This is a genomic window from Staphylococcus succinus (assembly GCF_029024945.1).
GTDB lineage: Bacteria > Bacillota > Bacilli > Staphylococcales > Staphylococcaceae > Staphylococcus > Staphylococcus succinus.
Genome location: NZ_CP118976.1, coordinates 65,292 through 82,764, shown reverse-complemented (window position 1 = coordinate 82,764; position 17,473 = coordinate 65,292). Strand labels below are relative to the sequence as shown.

At 32.4% G+C, this 17,473-nt stretch carries 17 protein-coding genes; 5 read left to right on the top strand and 12 right to left on the bottom strand.

Features of this window, described 5'->3' with window-relative positions:
- Positions 1 to 139: 139 nt before the first annotated feature.
- On the top strand, positions 140 to 874 hold the full coding sequence (locus tag PYW31_RS00340; protein ID WP_046837620.1) for an NAD-dependent protein deacylase: 735 nt from the start codon (positions 140 to 142) through the stop codon (positions 872 to 874).
- A gap of 100 nt (positions 875 to 974) precedes the next feature.
- On the opposite strand, the gene ascB is transcribed toward PYW31_RS00340, so the two are convergent.
- The 3 genes from ascB to licT form a co-directional block, all read right to left on the bottom strand.
- Positions 975 to 2,399 carry a 6-phospho-beta-glucosidase gene (gene ascB, locus PYW31_RS00335; RefSeq protein WP_046837621.1) on the bottom strand — a complete coding sequence of 475 codons (1,425 nt, stop codon included), beginning with the start codon at positions 2,397 to 2,399 and terminating at the stop codon, positions 975 to 977.
- Positions 2,396 to 4,270 carry a PTS cellobiose/arbutin/salicin transporter subunit IIBC gene (ascF, locus tag PYW31_RS00330; protein ID WP_046837622.1) on the bottom strand — a complete coding sequence of 625 codons (1,875 nt, stop codon included), beginning with the start codon at positions 4,268 to 4,270 and terminating at the stop codon, positions 2,396 to 2,398. The genes ascB and ascF overlap by 4 nt, the downstream gene beginning before the upstream one ends.
- Before the next feature lie 173 nt (positions 4,271 to 4,443).
- Positions 4,444 to 5,289 carry a BglG family transcription antiterminator LicT gene (gene licT / locus PYW31_RS00325; RefSeq protein WP_046837623.1) on the bottom strand — a complete coding sequence of 282 codons (846 nt, stop codon included), beginning with the start codon at positions 5,287 to 5,289 and terminating at the stop codon, positions 4,444 to 4,446.
- Positions 5,290 to 5,537: 248 nt separating this feature from the next.
- Between licT and PYW31_RS00320 the strand changes: the two genes are divergently transcribed.
- Positions 5,538 to 6,578: an NAD(P)-dependent alcohol dehydrogenase gene (locus PYW31_RS00320; RefSeq protein WP_046837624.1), complete on the top strand. Its 1,041-nt coding sequence runs from the start codon at positions 5,538 to 5,540 to the stop codon at positions 6,576 to 6,578.
- Between the two features lie 212 nt (positions 6,579 to 6,790).
- On the opposite strand, the gene aldA is transcribed toward PYW31_RS00320, so the two are convergent.
- Positions 6,791 to 8,218, bottom strand: a complete 1,428-nt coding sequence (gene aldA / locus PYW31_RS00315) for an aldehyde dehydrogenase (RefSeq protein WP_046837625.1) — start codon at positions 8,216 to 8,218, stop codon at positions 6,791 to 6,793.
- A gap of 112 nt (positions 8,219 to 8,330) precedes the next feature.
- On the opposite strand from aldA, the gene PYW31_RS00310 reads away from it, so the two are divergent.
- From PYW31_RS00310 to PYW31_RS00300, 3 genes are all read left to right on the top strand, one after another.
- Positions 8,331 to 8,672 carry a winged helix-turn-helix transcriptional regulator gene (locus PYW31_RS00310; protein ID WP_107600799.1) on the top strand — a complete coding sequence of 114 codons (342 nt, stop codon included), beginning with the start codon at positions 8,331 to 8,333 and terminating at the stop codon, positions 8,670 to 8,672.
- A 1-nt stretch (position 8,673) separates the two neighbouring features.
- Entirely contained in the window at positions 8,674 to 9,069 is a 396-nt protein-coding gene (locus tag PYW31_RS00305) for a winged helix-turn-helix transcriptional regulator (protein ID WP_046837627.1), read from the top strand.
- Positions 9,070 to 9,152: 83 nt separating this feature from the next.
- Entirely contained in the window at positions 9,153 to 9,668 is a 516-nt protein-coding gene (locus PYW31_RS00300; protein ID WP_101117829.1) for a type 1 glutamine amidotransferase domain-containing protein, read from the top strand.
- Between the two features lie 207 nt (positions 9,669 to 9,875).
- Here PYW31_RS00300 and PYW31_RS00295 read toward each other — a convergent pair whose 3' ends face one another.
- The 8 genes from PYW31_RS00295 to PYW31_RS00260 form a co-directional block, all read right to left on the bottom strand.
- Positions 9,876 to 10,052, bottom strand: a complete 177-nt coding sequence (locus PYW31_RS00295; RefSeq protein WP_141768356.1) for a VraH family peptide resistance protein — start codon at positions 10,050 to 10,052, stop codon at positions 9,876 to 9,878.
- Between the two features lie 13 nt (positions 10,053 to 10,065).
- Positions 10,066 to 10,821 carry a hypothetical protein gene (locus PYW31_RS00290; RefSeq protein WP_046837629.1) on the bottom strand — a complete coding sequence of 252 codons (756 nt, stop codon included), beginning with the start codon at positions 10,819 to 10,821 and terminating at the stop codon, positions 10,066 to 10,068.
- Position 10,822: 1 nt separating this feature from the next.
- On the bottom strand, positions 10,823 to 11,704 hold the full coding sequence (locus tag PYW31_RS00285; RefSeq protein WP_046837630.1) for an ABC transporter ATP-binding protein: 882 nt from the start codon (positions 11,702 to 11,704) through the stop codon (positions 10,823 to 10,825).
- Complete coding sequence (locus PYW31_RS00280) at positions 11,679 to 12,107, bottom strand: Msa family membrane protein (protein WP_046837631.1); 429 nt, start codon at positions 12,105 to 12,107, stop codon at positions 11,679 to 11,681. Before PYW31_RS00280 ends, PYW31_RS00285 begins: the two co-directional genes overlap by 26 nt.
- A 10-nt stretch (positions 12,108 to 12,117) precedes the next feature.
- Positions 12,118 to 12,342, bottom strand: a complete 225-nt coding sequence (locus PYW31_RS00275) for a CPBP family glutamic-type intramembrane protease (protein ID WP_235602267.1) — start codon at positions 12,340 to 12,342, stop codon at positions 12,118 to 12,120.
- 979 nt (positions 12,343 to 13,321) lie between these two features.
- Positions 13,322 to 14,806 (bottom strand): flotillin family protein, encoded by a 1,485-nt coding sequence (locus PYW31_RS00270; protein ID WP_046837633.1) that lies wholly within the window; start codon positions 14,804 to 14,806, stop codon positions 13,322 to 13,324.
- Positions 14,807 to 15,295: 489 nt separating this feature from the next.
- Positions 15,296 to 16,426: an FAD-dependent oxidoreductase gene (locus PYW31_RS00265; RefSeq protein ID WP_046837634.1), complete on the bottom strand. Its 1,131-nt coding sequence runs from the start codon at positions 16,424 to 16,426 to the stop codon at positions 15,296 to 15,298.
- Positions 16,427 to 16,448: 22 nt separating this feature from the next.
- Positions 16,449 to 17,021 carry a PadR family transcriptional regulator gene (locus tag PYW31_RS00260; protein ID WP_046837635.1) on the bottom strand — a complete coding sequence of 191 codons (573 nt, stop codon included), beginning with the start codon at positions 17,019 to 17,021 and terminating at the stop codon, positions 16,449 to 16,451.
- Positions 17,022 to 17,473 lie beyond the last annotated feature (452 nt).

Below are 17,473 nucleotides of genomic sequence, written 5' to 3'. Positions count from 1 at the left end.
ATATACCCTACTTATTAGTTGTATGACTAAATACGTATCTAGCATCTTATTACTCTGTTCATCGCATTTCTTTATTTTTCTATATTTGCTAAAATAAGTTTTGAAATTGAAATTTAATCTTTAAGTGGAGTTGTTTGCTATGAATCGTAATATTGAACTGTTCAAAGACATTATTGATACTTCCGATAAAATTACATTTTTTACAGGTGCAGGGATTTCTGTGGCAAGTGGCATTCCTGATTTTCGTTCTATAGGTGGTTTATATGACAAAGTTTCGAAAGATGGCTACTTACCGGAATACTTATTAAGTGCAGATTATTTACAAAGTGACCCAACAGGATTTATTAATTTTTGTCATAAATACTTACTTTTTGCTAATAAACAGCCTAATATTGTTCATCAATGGATAGCACAACTTGAAAAAAACCATCAATCCTTAGGTGTGATTACCCAAAATATTGACGGTCTACATACAGATGCAGGCAGTGTGAACGTAGACGAACTACATGGTACCTTAAATCACTTTTATTGTGTGCAGTGCCATAATCATTATTCGAAATGTGATGTCATTGACAATGATTTACGTACTTGTGAGTCATGTGGCAACGCGATCAGACCCGACATTGTGCTGTATGGAGAAATATTAAATCAAAGCACTATATTTAATGCCTTACATAAAATTAAAGAAGCAGATACATTAGTCGTCCTAGGGTCATCGCTCGTAGTTCAACCAGCAGCAGGGCTTATTTCAAATTTCAAAGGTCAAAATCTTATTATTATCAATAGAGATGCTACACCTTATGACAGTCGTGCCAGCTTAGTGCTTCATGAAGATATGGTATCAGTAATTAATGAACTCAATCCTCTAAAGTGATGTCTCTAGTGAAGTTACAGAATTACTAGGCAAAAGTTCAAACCCAATAAGGCTTCATAAATAGAGAGAGAATCAAGTGTAAACACTTGATTCTCTCTATTTATATTTCTACTCCATTTTGTTGTATGACTTGTTTATACCAATCGAAGGATTTTTTCTTTTTACGCGCTAAAGTTCCGTCACCAGCATCATCTTTATCTACAAAAATCATTCCGTAGCGCTTACTCATTTCTCCTGTTGATGCGGATACTAAATCAATAACGCCCCAACTAATATAGCCTAATAGTGGCACGCCATCTTGGATGCCATCATACATCGCTTGAAAATGTTGGTTCATGTAATCAATACGATAATCATCTTGAATGGTTCCATCTGCTTCTATGATATCTTTTGCACCTAAACCATTTTCTACGACAAAAAGTGGTTTCTCAAATCTTTCATATATTTGGTTCATCGTAATTCTTAAACCAAGTGGATCAATGACCCATCCCCAGTCACTCATTTTCAAGTAAGGGTTCTTGGCAGATACAATAATATTTCCTTCATTCTTTTCCACTCTTGAAATATCAGCAATGGAAGTTCTAGATGCATAATAACTGAAGGCTACAAAGTCTACAGTTTGTTTCAATATGTCTTTATCATTTTCACTGATATCAACATGAATACCTTTAGATTTAAAGAATGCATCCATATAATAAGGGTATTTCCCTTTCGCTTGGACATCTACAAAGAATGTATTTGTTCTCTCATCGTTCATAGACTGCCAAACATCTTCCGGATTACAGCTATAAGGATAGAAACTGCCACCAGCGATCATACACCCAATTTTAGCTTTTGGTGTAATACGATGACAACTTTCAACAGCGCTTGCACTTGCGACTAACATATAATGCGCTGCTTGATATAACTTCTCTTCTCTATTCTCAGTATCATCAAAGTATAATCCACCGCCTGAAAATGGACTATGTAACACTACGTTAATTTCATTAAATGGAATCCAGTAATTAACATAATCCCCAAAACATTCAAAACACGTTTCTGCAAACTTAACATATAAATCGATGGTTGCTCGGTGCTTCCAACCATTATATTGCTCTACAATACCCATTGGAATATCAAAGTGCGCAAGTGTCACGAGTAACTCCATATTATGGGCTTTACATGTTTTAAATAAATCAGTGTAATAATCGATACCTGCTTGGTTTGGTGTAGCTTCATCGCCATTTGGATAAATTCTACTCCAAGAAATAGAGGTTCTAAACACTTTCAATCCCATTTCAGCAAGTAAAGCAATATCTTCTTTATAACGATGATAAAAATCTATTCCTGTGTGACTCGGATAATATTCGTTATCACTCATCTTAGCTTTTTTATATCCTAATTTAATGGATTGACGGTCAGGGCCATGAGGGATTAAGTCTATATTACTTAATCCTCTACCATCTATGTCCCACGCACCTTCAGTCTGATTTGCTGCAATAGCGCCACCCCAAAGAAAATTTTCTGGGAAATAATTTATAGTCATTTTTTAACCACTCCTAATATTGATGTATGCGCCTCAACATCAGTGCTGTCGAATGCTGTAATAGCGTCATAATCATCTGTATTTGTAATTACTACGATTGTTGTAGGGTCATAACCCGCTTCAATAATTTGGGATAAATCAAAAGTACCAATGACGTCACCACTTTTTACGTGATCACCTTGTGCAATTGCAGAAGTGAATGGCGCTCCACCTAACTTCACTGTATCGATACCTACGTGAATTAACACTTCAACACCATCGTCACTTGTAATACCAACTGCATGTTTTGTTGGGAAGACGGAAGTCACTGTACCTGTGACAGGCGCATAAATGTTATGACCGATGGGTTCAATCGCAACACTCTTTCCAATCACCTCTCTACTGAATACATCATCTTCAACACTTTCAATTGGTTTCACTTTACCTTTAACTGGAGATTCAACAATCATATTTCCTCTCGTCCCTATATCTAATGCATCATCTTCTGATTCAGGAATATCTTCAAAGCCAAGCACTAACGTTAAAATAAACGACAGCACAATGGATAAGACCATAACGACTATAATCCATATGATACTCATGGGATTATCTTGATCTATAAATTGCACACTTGTAAACAATCCAGGGGCTGCCATAGATCGACTTGCAAGCCCTGCAAGCCCCGCAACCGCTCCCGCAACAAATCCCGTAATCATTGCTGCAATCATTGGACGCTTTAATCGGATTGCTACGCCATATAGTGCGGGTTCAGTAATACCGGCAATAATGGCTGATGATGCTGCTGCCAATGCGGTTTGACGTAATTCTCTATTTTTAGTTTTCAATGCTACTGCCAGCGAAACACCGCCAAGAGATAAATTTGCACCAATCTCTGATGGCATCACCATGCCTTCTTTTCCTGTTTCTGCAATAGTTTGCACAATCGTTGGTGTAAACACACGGTGCATGCCTGTCATAACTAATAATGGCCATAACGCACCAACAATTGCTACTGCTAGAAATCCTAATTGACCATGTACAAAAAATACAATTTGAGATAATCCTGTACCAATTAAAATACCAGTCGGTCCTACAATAACAATCGCAATGGGCGCTGCGATTAATAAGATTAACATCGGTTTCAAAAAGTTTTTCATAACAATTGGCGTAATATAATCTACTAAATCTTCAATGTATTTTAGTAACCAAGTCATGACAATTGCAGGTATAATTGTATACGTGTACTTCACAGACATAACTGGAATATATGCAAATGTTGCTGCTTGACCTTCAGATGCCTTTTCCATAATTTCCATAAATACTGGATGAACCATGACTCCTGCGACTGCTAGAGCTAGGAACACATTGCTGTTAAATTTCTTAGCTGCCGATACTGCGACAAGCATCGGTAAGAAGAAGAACGGCGCATCTCCTATGGTATTTAATATATTATATGTGGAACTTTCTTCCGATAATACCCCCGTCATATTCAAAATCATTACCAATAATTTAATCATTGATCCACCGATAATGGCTGGAATTAACGGTGACATCGTACCAATGATGGCATCCAAAATGTTAATACCAATTTGTTTGAGTGTTAATTTTTTCTTTTTAACTGGTTCATTACTTTTAGCACCACCGCTCACACCTAATTTCATTAATTCAGCATACGTCTTCGAAACGTTATTACCGACGATAACTTGGTATTGTCCCCCTTGTTTACGCAAACCCATTACTCCATCTATATCTTTTATGTTCTCATCATTTGCTTTACTGTCATCTTTTAATACAAATCTTAAACGTGTCATACAATGTGTTAAATTTTTTACATTATCAATACCCCCGATATTTTTTAAAATTTCATCAGCCATTCTTTGATCATTTCCCATTTTTCTCACTCCCATGTGATTTAGAACAATAAAAAGAGACCTAAACCATAAATAGACACACTTATCCTAAGATAAAATCATCTATTAATGGTCTAGGTCTCGCCTGCCGAACAGTTACAATCCTAAACGATTAATTGTTTATTTTGTTTTCTTAACATAAATCTACCACATAATCACAAATTGTCAACGCTTTCATTTCTAGAAATTAATCTTTGCACATGAATAGTTAAATATAACGCTTCGTCATGTGTCATTTCATAATGATATTTTTTCTGTAAAAAAGTTTCAATCTTCTTCACACACTTAAATGCACCTTGATACTTCTCTTTCACAATATCATAAAGTTCCATTTCACTTGTATTGAGTGGCTGCTTAGCATAAATACGTTGCGCAAGAAACTTTAAGTGTGTCACAAACCTGAAATAAGTTAGGCTTTCTTCATCAAACTCTAACCTAAAATGATATTTTACTAAACTTAAAATATTCTGTACCATTTCAGTCACCTGATTGTAGTCTGCTAGATTATTATGCTCTGCATTTAACAAATGAATCGCGATAAATGCCGCTTCATCAACAGGTAATTTAATACCAACACTTTCTTCAATCCATCCTAAAGCACGTATCCCAATTTCATACTCAGTCGGATAGAATTTTTTAATTTCCCATAACAAGCCATTTTTTATTGCCATACCTGTTTGTTGGCGCTCAATTGCAAAGTTAATATGATCCGTAAGTGCAACATAAATCGTATCACTTAAGTCTTTATGATATTCCTTCTTAGTAACCTCAATAATTTTCTCAACTGCTTGAACTACCTCAATAGGAACTTCAATTAATAACGTTTTGAAGCGTTCTGATATTTCTTGGTTACTTAAATCAAAAATCTTATCAATCTTTGATTCTTCTACTATGTCACCTTCTTGCTTTTGAAACCCAATCCCTTTACCCATCACGACACGTTCTTGGTCATTTTGATTGACACTAATCACGTTGTTATTTATGATTTTATTTATTTTCATATAACACCCCTTATGGTAATACATACATTTTGCCATATCGATAGAATGAATATCAATATAATCATCGTCTAAATAAACAGTATTGTTTTATAATGCTCGCACTTTTAATTATTTGTTATCTAAGTGCATACATTAAATTAATACGAAAAGTCATTTCTATTGACCTAGAGTCCACTCCAGGGTCTATGATAAGCAATGAAGAATATTAATGAAAATATTCTATTGTAAAATAATGGAGGAATTAATTTATGATAAATGCCAAAGCTAGAGCTGTAAATAGTCCAGATTCTGATTTTTACGCTACAGAAATTAAAAGACGTGACCTTGATACACACGATATTTTGATAGAAATTAAATACGCAGGAATCTGCCATTCTGATATTCACACTGCACATGGAGAATGGGGACCTGTTCATTATCCATTAGTCCCAGGTCATGAAATCGCTGGTATTGTTAAAGAAGTCGGTTCTGAAGTAAGTAAATATCAAATAGATGACCGTGTCGGTGTTGGTTGCATGGTAGATTCTTGTGGAGAATGTGAACATTGCCAAAACGGTGAAGAACAATACTGTTTAAAAGGAAATGTCGGTACATATGCAGGTACAGATAGATATGGTGAACCAACGCAAGGTGGATACTCAACTCATATCGTCGTACATGAAGACTTTGTACTACGTATTCCTGACAATATTGGTTTAGATGCTGCTGCACCTTTACTCTGTGCTGGTATTACGACTTATTCGCCTTTAAATCATTGGAAAGCATATGAAGGTAAAAAGGTAGCGGTAATAGGTATGGGTGGACTTGGACACATGGCTGTTCAAATTGCACATGCTATGGGTGCTGATGTAACGGTATTATCAAGAACATTAAATAAAAAAGAAGACGGTTTGAAATTAGGCGCATCACATTATTATGCAACAAGTGATGAAGCAACGTTCGAACAACTTGCAAGCTCATTTGACTTAATTATTAATACAGTAAGTGCTAACCTAAAATTAGATGATTATCTTAAATTATTAGCGTTAGATGGCACAATTGTTAATGTTGGAGCGCCAGCAGAACCTATATCATTACGTGTTGCCAATTTAATTGGTCATCGTAGATCATTTGCTGGTTCAGCTATTGGTGGTATTAGAGAGACTCAGGAAATGCTAGACTTTTGTTCAAAACACAATATTGAACCTCAAATTGAAGTCATTTCAGCTGATCAAATTGATGAAGCATATGAGAGAGTCTTATCTTCAGATGTTAAATATCGTTTTGTAATTGATATAAGTACAATGTAATATTATAGAAAATGATGCCCATATCATATGGGCATCATTTTTTATTTATCTTTAACTACATTGTCAAACTGTGTTTTTGCTAGTCTGCATACTTTTTATAGTTCTATATACTTATGCTTTATACTTAACACCAACGAGATCAGCTAATCAATTTAACAAACGTCTTGTATATTTTATTTTAGATAAGGTATGTGCATAACTTTAATATTGATTTACTCATATCGAATATAAGTTACAGTTGTATTTAAATATTCGTCAAAACCATTTACACCATCTGCACCACCAAGACCTGATTGACGCCATCCCGCATGATAGCCAACAATAGCTTCTTCAGCTTCACAGTTAACATAAACTTCACCGAATTTTAGTCTTTCACTAGCTACCATAGCTTCTTTTAGGTTTTCTGTAAAAACATAAGAAGAAAGGCCATAATCAGAATTATTTGCTTCATCTAATACTTCTTCAAAGTTTTCAAAACTTACAATCGGAAGTACAGGTCCAAAAATTTCTTCTTTCATAACTATAGAATCTTTGGAAAGGTTGGTTAAAATTGTTGGTGCGTAGAAGAAACCTTTCCTATCTATGATATGACCGCCTAATTCTATCGTGGCACCTTCAGCTACTGCAGTTTGTACTTTTTCGTTTATAGCGTCTAATTGTTTGTGATTAATAATAGGACCCATTGTCGTATCCTTATCATAGGGATCTCCAGGACGAACTTTATTCATTTTGTCTTTAACGAGTGTTATAAATTCAGCAAATATATCTTTGGCTACATAGATACGTTCAGGACATGTACATACCTGACCGCTGTTATTAATTCTTGCCTGTACAATATAACTAGCTGCTTTTTCAATATCGGCATTCTTCGTAACAATTGCAGGGGCTTTACCGCCTAGTTCCAAGTTCACGCCTTTCACATTATTTGCTGCGCTTGCCATAACTGATTTACCGGCACCAGTACTACCTGTAATTGAAATCAAGTCAATGTCTTCGCTTTGTGATAATAAGTTACCAACTTCTGAACCTGTCCCTGTTATAATTTGGACTAAGCCATTTGGAATGTCAGTCTTTTGAATATATTCAGCAATTTTAAACGCGCCAAAGGGTGTCTCTTCGCTTGGTTTTATAACAATAGAACAACCAGTAACTAAAGCAGGAATAAGTTTCCGTATTAAAACAAAGATAGGCGCATTCCAAGGAATGATACCAGCAGTATTACCTACAGGCTTTTTAGTTAATATAATTGTCTCGTTTTCAACTTCACTTTGTAAAACTTCACCATTATTTTTTCTAGCTAAACTACACATGTAATTAATATACTCAATAGATTTCTCTATTTCACCTATTGCTGCATATAGTGGTTTACCTTGTTCTTCAACATAAATTTCAGCCAATTCATGTTTATATTTTTCCAATTCCTCAGCTAAATCTTGAACAATTTTAGCTCTTTTAACAATATTAACTTTTTCCCATTTCAATTGTGCCTCTTTGGCGCCATTGATTGCTTTTTTCGTATCTTTTTCATTAGCTAAAGTGACTGTATCAATAATTTCTTCTGTAACAGGATTAATAACTGATAATTGATTCGTAGAATCACTTTCTACAAATTGCCCGTTAATAAATAATTTATTCATAATAACGACCTCCTTTTTGTTATAATATAATGCCTATGTACTATATAGTAAATACAGTGTAAAAATAGATATACTGATTATTTTAACAGTATAGATTATGAAAGGATTGAACAAATTGATAGAGTTTAAAAATCAAAGCTTTAATTGCGAAAAAGAGCTTGCACTAAGTATCATTGGCGGAAAATGGAAACTTATGATTGTATGGGAGTTATTACGTGGCGCACCATTACGTTTAAATCAAATTGAAAAAGCTATTCCTAACGCACATCAACGTGTATTAATTAATCAATTAAAAGAATTAGAAAAAGATGCGCTTGTCACACGTACGATTTATCCGGTCATGCCTCCTAAAGTTGAATATACATTAACCGAACTAGGAGAATCTTTAAAACCTTTAGCTGAAGAGTTATATAAATGGGGCATTCATGTATATAATTATAAAAAAATAGGAGATTAAAATGGAAAAACTAAATATTAGAGAAGATGTTAAAAAAAGATTACTAAATGGAGATTATAGTTGTTCTAAAGAGTATACACTTTCAATTATTAGTGGAAAATGGAAGATTGTTATTTTATACCATTTAGGCCATGAAGGTGCTTATCACTTTAATGAGTTAATGCGTTTATTGCCTAAGATTACACATCGTATCTTAACTAAACAGTTAAGAGAATTAGAAGAAGATGGAGTGATTTATAGATATAATGAAACAATCAATCATCGTAAATATACATTTTATGTTTTGACATCAATTGGAGAGAGTTTAATACCTATTATTGATGCCATGTATGACTGGGGAGAGCAAAGAATTGACGCGTTAAAGTTAACTCCTAAATATAATATTTCTGATGATTGAAGATAACGCACAAAATTGTGCGTTATTTTTTTTATGTCTTATTTCTTGTAGAGTAATATATATAAGCAAAATAAAGGAGAGATATTATGGCAAATATAGCTGTATTAGTTACCGATCAATTCGAGGATATTGAATTAACTAGTCCTGAAGAATCTTTAAAAAATGAAGGACATACTTTAACAATTATTAGTGAAGACAACAAGCAAGTTGTAATAGGCAAGCATGGTACAGAATACAAAGTTGATCAAGGTATTGAGGATGCAATTCCATCAAACTTTGATGGCTTACTTTTACCTGGTGGATTTTCTCCAGATTTGCTACGTGGTGATGAAAAAGGAAGATTTGGTTTATTTACTAAACACTTTTTAGAAGAAGATAAACCTTCTTTTGCTATCTGTCACGGACCTCAGTTATTAATAGATACGGACCTTATTCAAGGCAAACAACTTACAAGTTTCATTTCTGTTAGAAAAGATTTGAAAAATGCTGGTGCACAAATATTAGAACAACCTGTTGTTATTGATGGCAACATAATAACTAGTAGAACACCAGATGACCTTAATGCGTTTAACGAAGCAATTATAAATTCACTTAAATAATAATTTAATAACGCTTTTAAGTAGTACGCTAAAAATGTCATTTTAGCGTACTACTTTTATATAAAACAAAATATTTTAATCTTATTTAATTATATTAGCTACGCTTCTTTTATTGTTGTCTATATTCAACATAAAAAACTGATTGCTGCATTTATTTCACAATATCAATCAGTTTTTTATTATAGAAGTATTGTTATAAATAAGTTATCAATGTTTTGAGTATGAATATGAGCCAATAATGAATCCTGCTGGCACACCGATAAACGGTGTGAAAACAATACTTAAAATAATTATAGAAACTATCATTATAACAAAGCTCTTAGACTTAACTTCCATGTTCAGTACATTTTCTTTTACTTGTGAAATATAATCTCTAATTTTCATAAGTAACATCTCCTTAAAATTCAAGTTTTTTATATTTGTATACACTAATCGCATAAAATATTAAAGTGTATGCCAAAAATATACCTATAATTAAAATAAATACACTGCCAAAATTAGAGTTTGTATACTGTTCTTGATACCCATTTGGAAATATGAATTTTAATGATTTTAAAAATGGAGCAATAGAACTTATGATAAAGAAAGCTAAGACCCCTAATATCGTGTAACCATTTGGTAAATTAATAGAAAGTAAGACTGCTAACATAATACATAATATTTGTATACAAAACGTACCTAAAAATTCTATGATAACGTACTGTAAATCACTCATATTAGATGGAAAGACTCTATGTGCAGATAATTCCATGTTATTGATGTGGAAATAGTATAGTATTAAAGAACTAATCAAAAGTATTAATATAAAAATTAAGTATAAATATATTAGAGAAAGTAATTTACTATTAAATAATTTTGCTCTATGAAGATCTTTGTAGAAATACAGTTGCCCTTTAACCTTTTCAGAGTAAAAATTAAGTCCAATAATATAAGTTAATATAACTAAAGGAATAACAGCATTGTTTTGTATCACAAATACAGATGAAAAGAACTCTAAGAAACTTAAAGCATGCTTCTCTCCACTTAACTGCATAAAATTAGTATTAAAGAAAGCTACGATAAAAAGTATTAATGGAAACATACCGAACGCTAGATAAAGCCATGAAGCCTTCATTTTAAGTAAATTTAAAAAAATAGGTTTAAATTTTACCATACTATCTATTTTCTCCTTTGAATTTTTGATGTATGTAGTCTTTTTTATCTTTTATGCTTAATATTTTATATTCTTGTATTAAATCTGAAAGCAACTCATTTAAAATATCTTTTTTAGTCGTTACTTCAATAACATTATTTGCAGAAGTTATCGCGATATAATCTTTATACTTCTCTTTAAAAACAGAAGTTAGAACAAAATCTTTGTTCAATTCTATTATGGTTCCGTCATTTTTTTCGGAATTAAAATCTTCTTTTAGCTCTCCGTTATCTATAAATAAATAACGATTGCAAATTGCTTCTAATTCACTTAGTTGATGACTAGAAATAATTATAGCTGTATCTTGCTTTTGCACCCATTGTTGTAATGTAGAAATTAATTTTTCTACACCATTAGGGTCTAAACCTACAAATGGTTCATCTAATATGAGTATCTTGGGTTCTGTTACTAAACAAACTGCTAATGAAAGTCTTTGTTTCATACCGAATGAAAAATTGTTAGGATTTACTTTTCGTTTCTCCCACAAATCAACAAGTTTTAATACTTCTTCAATGTTTTGATAATGTGTTTCTTTTCCATTTAAACTAATGAAATATTTTAAATGATCTAGCGCATTCAGATGATTAAATAATGCACTCTCAATCATAAATCCAAAATTCTGAAGTCCATTTGACGTAGTTAATATACTCTTTTCGTTAATTAGTACATCCCCGCTAGTTGGTTTGATTGCTTTAGCTATAAGTTTCATTAGTGTGGTTTTACCAGCACCATTTTTTCCTATTAATCCAACTATCTCTCCTTGTTCCACTTTGAAGCTTACATCTTTAAGTGAATACCTGTCGTTTTTTTTAAATTTTTTACTTAAATTTTTTATTTCTAACATTTAAATCCTTCTTTCTAATAAATAGGCTTATTAAAAATAAAGCTATAAAATTTAATAAAAATACAAAGATTAATTGTTCTATATTTGCCAAACCTGTATTAATCTCTATAGAAACATTTCCTGTGTCTATTTGATTTTCAGAAATAAAATAATCAAAACCAGGACGTGAAATGAAATAAATACTGAAAATAAAATAACAAAATGTAGTGATTCCAGAAGTTATTACATAAATTTTTACATTACGTGTACTTTCTATAGAAAGATTAATAATATTATTGAGAATTATAGGCAATAAATATGCTATTAAAATAAATGCTAACAACGACATACGTGTATTCCATAATATTCCAATAGAAAATATGAAAATATTACTAAGTGCTATCAAAAAATATTTTAAGAACATGTTTTGCCTCCTAATATAATAATTTTGTTATGAACAAATTGTATAGCCAATGCGTTATGATAGCTTCTGGTAATCCAAATTTATCTCTTACTAAATATAGAATTATGCTTGAAGGAAACTTAGTTAGAAAATTACCTACGAAATTTCCATTCAAGTGTAGTAGTAAAGAAAAAATCAATGATCCAATAACTATAGATTTGAATTTAGTAAATTTATTTAACAACAAGCTAAACATTAGCCCTCTAAAAAGAAATTCTTCACAAGTAGCCACAATGAAAGGATGGATTATTTCTTCTATGTTTATAGAACACAATGATAATACTATGAAAATAATGATTGTATATATTAAAAATCTCTTTAAATTAAAAATATTTAAAATACTGTAATTAAAACCTATCAAAGATTTTAAAACTAATACTGGAATTAATATAAATCCCAATATCATACTTACACCCGCCCCAATGAGTTGAAGCTTATTACCATTAGCAATTGGAAGTAAAATCATAAACAAGCTTCCTACATTCAGAATAAATACCGCAAGTATTGTAAGTGCTAAACAAAGAAAAATACTTTCTATTTTAGAGTAACTATTTATCTTTAAAATATTCATGTATATGTGCTTCCTCACTTTATAAGAGTGAAGACTGACTCTTGGAGCCAGCCTTCACCTTATTACCAACGGTGCTTTTTGCCTTTGTATTTGTATTTCACAATACCTAAATTCACTTCATTAAGCCCGAATAATTTCAATATAAGGTCCATTATTTTCACCCCTCACATTATGTATTACACAACTTATTATATCACTCCGAAAATTAATTTCAACACAACCTTATATTTTAATTAAACAAAAATTAATTTATATATAACCTACAATTTGTATATGAATAAGGTAATATAAAGACAGTAATGTGTAGAGTATCTTCGACACTAAATCATGTTATTTTATCTGAATTAAGGAAATAATAAATGTTCCTCGTTGATTGGGATGTCTTCTCATCATTGATGGATATTAGACACATAGACATATTAAAAGAGACGCCTTATTAATAAGGCGTCTCTTAATTATTTTAAACTCAAAATGTTCTACAATATCTTCTCTTTTAGTGTGAGCTACTATTTCATTTTCACTTTTCAACTATTGCTACCAATAACACATTTAATAGCTCATTATTTTACTTTTGAGATTACAATGTAATATTTATACGATTAAATTATTTCTCGTCTTCACTTATATCTTCATCATGAGGCGCATCATTTTCAATTGGAACTTCTACTTCCTCATCAGATGATGCATTTTGTTCAAAGGCATACGTTTTCTTTTGATTTGAGACGTTTTCAAGCATCTGAGTTAGATTAAAGCCCGTCATTTGGTTTAAACCTTCTTCAGCATTAGCCATTTGAGATATAATGCCATTTGATAAACTGTTTATACCTTCGCCATTACCACCATCAAGAATACGGATATTCTCAACATTAGATAATGGTTCGGCAATTGCTTTAGCGAATTCAGGTAATGTTTTAATCATCAATTCAGCTAACATAACGTCTTTATTTTCAGCAAGTGCATTAGCTCTTTCTCTTAAGCCATCAGCTTTTGCTTTTTCTTGTTCTCTAATAACTTCAGCTTCAGCCTTACCTTCTTTGATACGTGCTTCATATGATGCTTCAGCTTGTTTAATCTTGATTGCTGCATCTGTTTCTGATTGTTGACGACGCACATCATCTTTTTGACGTTGGATACGTACATCATTCTCACGTTCCATCTGGATTAAATGCAACTCATTTTCTTTCTCAGTACGTTCAACATTCAATTGTTTTTCTTTAATTTCTAAAGCTCTAGACTCTTTCTCTAATTGACCAGAAGCTTCGGCCTGAGCTTGTGCTTTATTTGTTTCACTCAATATGGATTGTTCTTTTAGGTCTTTCTCTCTACGAGAATCGGCTACATTCATTTGACGAGAAATCTTTTCTTTCTCAGTTAATTCAGTGTTTTCTGCTACTTTCATTTCAGTTTCTCGTAAAGCATCACTTTCAGCAATATCAGCTTTTTTCTTAATTTTAGCAATCTCTGGCTTACCTAGATTTTCTAAATAGCCTTCGTTATCGCTAATGTCAGATAAACCTAATGAAGTGATGCTAAAGCCCATATTATTCAGTTGTTCTTGCGCAACCTCAGTTACTTTATTGTTAAATGCTTCTCTATCTGAGTTGATTTCCTCAACTGTCATCTTAGATAGAATAGCTCGTAAGTTTGTATTTAAGACTTGGGATATCTCATCTGATACTTCGTCTTTTGACTTACCTAAGAATTGTTCAGCATATTTAACGATACCTTGTAATTGATCAGCAACCTTAACCGTAGCGACTGCCTCAGCTTCAATGCCAACGCCAGCTTTCGTCCAAACCACAGGTGTTTTGATTTCTAATTGAAATGATTTTAATGAAACCCGTGTTGAAGATTGGAACATTTTCATTCTATAACCGCCGCCACGCACTACTCTCATATGACGACCTTCATCGTCTTGATAAACATTCGACTCAGTTTTTGGATCACCAATATTTGGGCCTGTAATGATTAAAGCTTCATTTGATGGAACCGTCTTAAATCTTGCTTTCATGTAAAGATACCAAACTATAGCGGCAAGTAGCAAAATCCCGACTATAGCAGCAATGCCAATTAATATTAATAAATTCATGTTACTAGTCTCCTAATCATATATGTCATTTAATAATTGTTCACTTTAATTATTTTATTATAAATGTAGTTTTAAGTATATAGGAGACGATATTTATTTTTAGATAGTTTTCTATTTTTTAAAATTATCATCATTTTTAACTATTATTTTTAATTCTATAAATAGCTTTTCTTATGATTTTTACTTTTTAGCTATTTTACTATTTCATATCCTTTTCTAATTGTTCCACAATCTGCCAGTTACACTAAACGGTTTTGAGGATTTTTTACATTTAGTGAATAGGAGATACAACAATTCCATCTTTGCTGTATCTCCTACATTCGATAACCCCTGTACTTATCATCATTCGCGCTCACCTTTCTTTTTCTGAAATCATTACTAAAGTTTAAATAATTAAGTTTCACTTTAATAACAAAACTTTTAGAAAGTATTACAACAAATAATATAACCACCCATAGATCAGTCATATTTTTATTTTCTTAGTAGCACTTATTCCATACCCGTAAAGAATTCCGCCATGGTTTCTGCACCATTTTCTGAGAAGAATATTTCTAAATTATCTTGCGATTCTTTCGCGTGAACTTCTGTAATTTCGAACATTTGTTGCTCATAAACTTTCAATATTTCAGACAGATTATCGTAAGTTTTGAATGACTCCGCTAAAAGGTATGCATCATATAAAGCCATATTTACTCCTTCACCTGCAAATGGACTCATAAGGTGAGCAGCATCTCCAATAATTGTAATATTAGGTTGTGTTTTCCATGTTAATCCTATAGGGAGTTTGTAAATACGACGAAACTTAATATCGTCATAACTATATGCAATATATTTTTTTAGCTCTGTGCCCCACTCAGCAAACTCATTTAACAGTGTGGCTTTTAATTCATCTAACGAAAGGTTGCGGTAATCATCAAGTCTTTCATAGCTCATTTTAGAACTGATGTATGCCATAATACGTCCATCTCCATTACGTTGACCTAATATTGCTTGATCGCCACCTAGTCCCATGACTTTCCCATTTTTATTGAACTTCAGAAGATCTGGATGTTCATTTTCATTTGAATTCATCTCTATCATAGAAATGCCTGTATACTCGGGCTCAGCAGTTGTTAAATATGGACGGATTTTTGAAAATGCGCCATCTGCACCAACAACTAAATCTGTCATTACTGTGGCACCTGATTCAAATATGAGTTCAACTTGGCCATTCTTTTGTGGTATCATCTTTTCATATTGATAACCATATTTCATATGTTCTGGGTGAATTTGTTCAATAATAATATCACATAATTTTCCTCGATCGATTTCAGGTCTTTCACCCTCATCTTCTGCATCTTCATCGTATAATATTGTTCCATCTTTACGTACAATGCGCGTATCTTCCCCTTCATAGCGCGCGTATTTACGGAAATCATCATATATACCTGCTTCTTTCAATGGTAACTGGCCACTTTCCTCATGAATATCTAGGGAACCGCCTCGATCATTGTTCGTGGTTTTATATCCACGTTCATAGATGGTAAAGGGTAACCCTTGGCGTTGTAAGAGTAAACCTAACATCAGTCCACCTGGCCCTCCGCCAATAATTGCTATATGTTTTAAATCTTGTTTTTTCATCATTAAACCTTCTTTTTCAAATTTATTTCTCTTTACGGAATTGTAATAGTTTGTCATTAGTTTCTTTAATAAGTTGCTGAAATGCTTCATATGTTTGCTCGTCTTGCATTGCGCTTTGACCCGCTAACATAAATGATTTGAACAATGCTTGTAATTTATCTCTTGATTCTTGCATTTTATCCATGTCCATATTTTCGAATTGTTCCATACGTTTTGTAAATGCGTCGTTACTACCATTTTCTTTTAAAAATTGTGATCCTTCTTTTGTCACTGTGTAGATTTTCTTTTTACCTTCTTTTGAAACTGAAACAAATCCACGATCTTCTAACATTTGTAGAATCGGATAAACACTACCTGGACTTGGTGAATAAAATCCTTTAAATCGTGCTTCTAGACCTTTAATGATTTGATAGCCATGTTGAGGCTCTTCTTCTAATAACTTTAATATACTAAATTGTAAATTCCCTTTTTTAAAGAAGCGGTCTCTTCCATTCATAGCAGAAAACATTCTTTCAAATCCATCAAAATCACGGCCACCACTACCTTCTTGCTGCATCATTGCAAACCTTTGATTGTGAAATAGTCTATTAAACATTATAATCACCTTTCCTTTTTCGATATATCGTTAATTTAAACGATATATCGAAATGAGTCAAGTTATTGATCATTTTTTAACAAATTCTTTTATAGATCGTTAATAATCATTAAAAAATCACGCTACATCCATTTATGATGAAGCAAATAGCTAGATGCCATAACCTTTCATCATCATAAGTTATAGCAAAAGAGACGCTTTATTAATAAGGCGTCTCTTAATTATTTTAAAATTAGCAATTTGGTTGTATCCTATTGTCTTTTCAATAGCTACAGCGTATGATGAAGCATGTTGCAAAAAAGGAGGAGGTAAAAGCTATGGACGTTGTATATATTATGCCAATTCGATTAAAAAATTATTTAAGACACGAAAAGATACGTTGCCACGGGAGAAATCTATCTATTTTTAATCCATTTATATTCATTACAGCGACCAAATCTTTTATCTTAGCC